The following is a 597-nucleotide window of genomic DNA, read 5'->3' as shown; positions in this document are numbered from 1 at the left end:
TATTCAACATCACGCATAATGTACTCAACCGATGCAAACGCACCTTCAGCACTTGGGTTGTAGCTCATAGTCAACCAAATACCAGTAAGAAGCTGGTTAACCAAAACAACCATTGAAAGCACACCAAAAATATACCAAACATTAAAGTTCTTTGGCGCGTAGTATTTACTCATGTGATTTTCGAATGCTTCAACAACAGGGAGGCGCTCGTCAATCCAGTTAATTAGCTTTTGCATTATGCCTGCTCCTCATCAACACCAATAACTACCGTTGCATCATCCAGGTACTTATAAGGAGGAATTTCCAAGTTCTTAGGTGCTGGAACCCCTTTATAGACTCGACCTGCCAAATCAAAACGAGAACCGTGACAAGGACAGAAAAAGCCACCTACCCAGTTAGCATCAAATTCTTGAGGCTTCACTTCTGGCACGAATTGTGGAGAACAACCTAGGTGAGTACAGATACCAACAATGACTGCATACTCAGGGCGCGAAGATCTAAACACCCCTTTAATATATTCAGGCTGCTGAGGTAACTCAGACTGAGGGTCTCGCAACTCATCAGACAGCTTTTCAATATTATCAAGCATCTCTTGAG

Annotated in this window: 1 protein-coding gene and 1 pseudogene; both read right to left on the bottom strand. The window is 42.7% G+C overall.

Annotated elements, in window-relative coordinates; all coding sequences use genetic code 11:
• Window positions 1-236: pseudogene (locus A3766_RS10595) on the bottom strand (cytochrome b); the annotation flags it as partial.
• The coding region (gene petA, locus A3766_RS10590) for a ubiquinol-cytochrome c reductase iron-sulfur subunit (RefSeq protein WP_068642177.1) at window positions 236-597 on the bottom strand (362 nt) is incomplete at its 5' end. The pseudogene A3766_RS10595 and the gene petA, both read right to left, overlap by 1 nt.

This window comes from Oleiphilus sp. HI0132 (genome assembly GCF_001635845.1).
Note: the sequence above shows the minus strand (reverse complement) of the source record. Positions and strands in the feature narration are given on the sequence as shown.